The organism is Mesorhizobium sp. M1E.F.Ca.ET.041.01.1.1, from assembly GCF_003997355.1.
Classification (GTDB): domain Bacteria; phylum Pseudomonadota; class Alphaproteobacteria; order Rhizobiales; family Rhizobiaceae; genus Mesorhizobium.
Genome location: NZ_RZSL01000593.1, coordinates 1 through 3,571 on the forward strand (window position 1 = coordinate 1; position 3,571 = coordinate 3,571).

Sequence of the window (3,571 nt, forward strand, 5' to 3'; positions counted from 1 at the left end):
CCTCGGCGCTCTACCTCGGCGTCGCGCTTGGCGCGGTGGTCGGCGGTGGTGTGCTGCGCTTCGGCGCGCCGGCCGATCTCGGCCTGATCGCGGCCGTGTTCCCGATCGTTGGACTGGGCGTGGTGCTGGCCGGACGGGTGCTGGCTCGCCCGGTCGCCATGCCGGCGGAATAGGTTCCGCTAAAACGCTGGAGCCTACTGGCGGCCGCTTCTTCAGAGGGAAGGAGCGGCCGCCGGCATTTCCAAATCCAGATCAGCCACCGCGTCCAGCGTTGCGCGCAGCTTTGCGGCCTGCTCCGCGCCGACCTTATCCTCGAATTGCCGCTGGGCAGCGCTCCACAGCTTGATCGCCTCATCGAGCTTGGCCCGGCCCTGCAGCGTCAGCCGCACGCGCTTGATGCGGCGATCATCCTTGTCCGCAAAAGTCTCGACATAGCCGTCGCGGATCAGCGGCTTCAGCGTGTGGCCCAGCGCCGAGAGATCCATGATCAGCGCCTCGGCGATGGCGCCCATCGCCGGCTCGCTGCTGACTTGGATCTGGAAGAGCAGGCCAAACTGCGTGCCCTTCAAGCCCGAAGGCGCCAGCGCGTCATCGTAGAAGCGGCCGAGCCTGCGCGCGGCGCGCCGCAGCGTGGCATTGTTGCAACGGCTGAATCCTGGCTGCTGAGCTTCGGTCATATCCACTCCTCGCCGGCGAAAAGTCGCGCCGGCCTTGCCGCAGAAATAGTTTTCGCGGCCGCCGTTGACAAGATAGTGGCATATACCTACTTCGCAGAAAGTGGCATATGCCACTAAATGGAATTGGACATAGGCGCGGCGGCTGACGTGTCGCCGCCGCCGAGCAAGAGCGAACAGGACGAAAAGGAGCAGGACAATGAGCAAGACAGATAACAAAGGTACAGCCGTAATCACTGGCGCTTCCTCGGGCATCGGCGCGGTCTATGCCGACCGGCTGGCCGGGCAGGGCTACGATCTGGTGCTTGTGGCGCGGCGCGCCGACCGGCTGCAGGAAGTGGCGGACAGACTGGCTTATGCCTATGGCCGCAAGGTCAAGACGCTCGTCGCCGATCTCGCCGACGATGCCGACCTGCGCCGGGTCGAGCAGGCGATCGCGACGGACGAGAGCGTGACGCTCTTGGTCAACAACGCCGGCATGGGTGGCCTGGAGACGGTGGCCGAAGCCGATGCCGACGCGGCCGAGCGGATGATCAAGGTCAACGTCGTTGCCTTGACGCGTTTGACCCGCGCGGTGCTGCCGGGGTTGCTTAAGCGCGACCGCGGCGCCATCGTCAACATCGCCTCGGTGGTCGCCTATGGCATTGCCGTCGGCGGCATCTACAGCGGCACCAAGGCCTATGTCGTCAACTTCACCGAAGCGCTGCAGAAGGAAGTTGCAGGCACCAAGGTGAGGGTGCAGTCCGTGGTGCCCGGACCGATCCGCACCGAGTTCTGGGACGCTTCCGGAATCAGCCTCGACCGGATCAATCAGGACTGGGTGATGAGCGCCGACGATCTGGTCGATGCGGCCCTTGCCGGGTTTGCCCAGGGCGAAACCGTCACCGCTCCGGGGCTGGCCGATGCGGCCGGGCTGGACACCTATCTCGGCGCGCGGGACCAGTTCTACGGCAGTCTGTTCGCCGCCAAGCCTGCGGCGCGCTATGCGGTCTAAGAGCTAGGCACCTCGCCGCCACCTTCGGCTACGCTATGCACACATCTTCTATGACTGGCGTGACTGATCGGACCGAGGCTTGATTGCCACGTGGTTCCCCCAATCCGCCGCTGCTTCGCAGCGCCACCTTTCCCCCCTCCGGAGGGAAAGGAAGGGAGCGTTGCTGGACGAGCGTCGACGGCAAAAAGCTTGGCGCCTTCCTCTACCCCGTCGATCGGGGGAGAGGTGGCTCGGCGAAGCCGAGACGGAGTGGGGGTCGACCAGCGCAGCATAAGACTATGCATGCGCCAAGCTGCCATGCACGCTATCGCCAAAGACCAGCCGCTTGGAAACGTGTGCATGCCGTAGTCCACTTTGTGGGGGCGAAGAACCAGCGTCAAGCTGGCCGCCACATCTGCAGGATCGAGGCGGCCAGCAGCAGGCCAAGCACGACGTTAAGCGCGCGCCACTGCCGCTCGGTTCGGAGCAGGCGGGCGAGCAGCGTGCCGGCCACACACCACAACGACAGCGAGAGAGCCGCGGCCAGACCGAACACGGCGCCGAGCAGCAGCGCAAGCTGCAGCGGGCCGTCGGCAAGCGCCGCGAAGGATGCGGCCGCGCCAAGCCCCATCGCCCAACCCTTCGGGTTCATCCACTGGATGCCGGCGCCGCCGAAAAAGCTGTTCGGCCTAGCCATGCTGACATCGAGATTGGGCGGGCCGCTGCCGCCGATCTTCACCGCCAACCAAATCAGATAAAGCGAGCCGGCGATCTTCATGGCGAGCTGCAAAGAAGGGACGGCGGCCAGCAACCCGGCGAGGCCGGCCGCACCCGCCGCCGCTACCGAAGCCAGACCAGCGGCGCTGCCGGCCATCAGCGGCACCGAGCGGCGAAAGCCGAACTGCGCCCCGGATGCCGTCGACAGCGTCGTGGCGATGCCGGGCGTCGAGGTGGAGATCAGCGCGAACAGGACAAGGGGAATGATGGTTTCGGACATGCGGCTTTCCCGGTCGGAGGCCTGCATGCTAGGCACTTTGCACCATCAGTAAATGCAATGTTTGACATGATAAGCATTAGCATCTATAATGGAAAAATGATCCGCGATATCGATACCACGCTCATCCGTACCTTCGTCACCACATCAGACAAGGCGAGCATGACGGCGGCAGCCAATGCGCTCAACCTCACCCAAGGTGCCGTCAGCCAGCAGATCAAGCGGCTGGAAGAGGTGCTTGGCCAAAGCCTGTTCGAGCGCGACCGGCGTGGCTTGAGACTGACGCGTTCCGGCGAGCGGCTGCTCGACAGGGCCAAGCGCCTGCTGCAGCTCAACGACGAGATCATCGCCGAGATGGGCGGCAAGGCGGTCGCGGGCCGGGTGCGGATCGGCGTGCCATACGATCTTGTCAGCACATTGCTTCAACCTGTGTTGAAGACCTATGCGGAAGCCTATCCACAGGTGGAAATCTCGCTGGTCTGCGCCTCCTCGCCGGAACTCGCGGCGGCGCTGGCTGCAGGGACGATCGATCTCGCCGTCATCGAGGAGCGGGCCGGCCCGACCGCCGGAGAATGCTTGGCTGTCGACCGCCTGGTCTGGGTCGGCGCCAGAGGCGGCTCGGCGCGTTTGAAGCGGCCGCTGCCGGTATCGATGGTCGCGGACACCTGCGCCTTCCGTCCGGCGGTGCTGGCGGCGCTTGGCACCCATGGACTCGATTGGCGCACCGTGTTCGAGAACGGCAACATCGACGCCACGACGGCGACCGTGCGCTCGGACCTTGCCGTGACCACCTGGCTTGCCTCGACGGTTCCGGCCGATCTCGACATCCTGTCCGATCCCGACCTGCCGGCCCTCCCGAACTTTTCCGTCAACCTGCATCTGCCGAAGCACGCCATCGCGCCCGCGGCAGAGGCATTCGCTGCTCATATC

At 65.2% G+C, this 3,571-nt stretch carries 4 protein-coding genes; 2 read left to right on the top strand and 2 right to left on the bottom strand.

Annotation, left to right across the window (positions count from 1 at the left end):
* Positions 1-212: 212 nt before the first annotated feature.
* Positions 213-677 carry a MarR family winged helix-turn-helix transcriptional regulator gene (locus EOA38_RS30810; protein WP_126095799.1) on the bottom strand — a complete coding sequence of 155 codons (465 nt, stop codon included), beginning with the start codon at positions 675-677 and terminating at the stop codon, positions 213-215.
* Between the two features lie 196 nt (positions 678-873).
* Between EOA38_RS30810 and EOA38_RS30815 the strand changes: the two genes are divergently transcribed.
* Positions 874-1,668, top strand: a complete 795-nt coding sequence (locus EOA38_RS30815) for an SDR family oxidoreductase (RefSeq protein ID WP_127300997.1) — start codon at positions 874-876, stop codon at positions 1,666-1,668.
* 376 nt (positions 1,669-2,044) lie between these two features.
* Here the strand turns inward: EOA38_RS30815 and EOA38_RS30820 are convergent, their stop codons facing one another.
* Positions 2,045-2,644 (bottom strand): LysE family translocator, encoded by a 600-nt coding sequence (locus EOA38_RS30820; protein ID WP_127300998.1) that lies wholly within the window; start codon positions 2,642-2,644, stop codon positions 2,045-2,047.
* A gap of 96 nt (positions 2,645-2,740) precedes the next feature.
* On the opposite strand from EOA38_RS30820, the gene EOA38_RS30825 reads away from it, so the two are divergent.
* Positions 2,741-3,571: LysR substrate-binding domain-containing protein (locus EOA38_RS30825; RefSeq protein ID WP_127300999.1), on the top strand; the 831-nt coding region annotated here is incomplete at its 3' end.

Coding starts and splice junctions, on each gene's coding strand:
- EOA38_RS30810 (WP_126095799.1), bottom strand. CDS start 677: ATGACCGAAGCTCAGCAGCCAGGATTCAGCCGTTGCAACAATGCCACG.
- EOA38_RS30815 (WP_127300997.1), top strand. CDS start 874: ATGAGCAAGACAGATAACAAAGGTACAGCCGTAATCACTGGCGCTTCC.
- EOA38_RS30820 (WP_127300998.1), bottom strand. CDS start 2,644: ATGTCCGAAACCATCATTCCCCTTGTCCTGTTCGCGCTGATCTCCACC.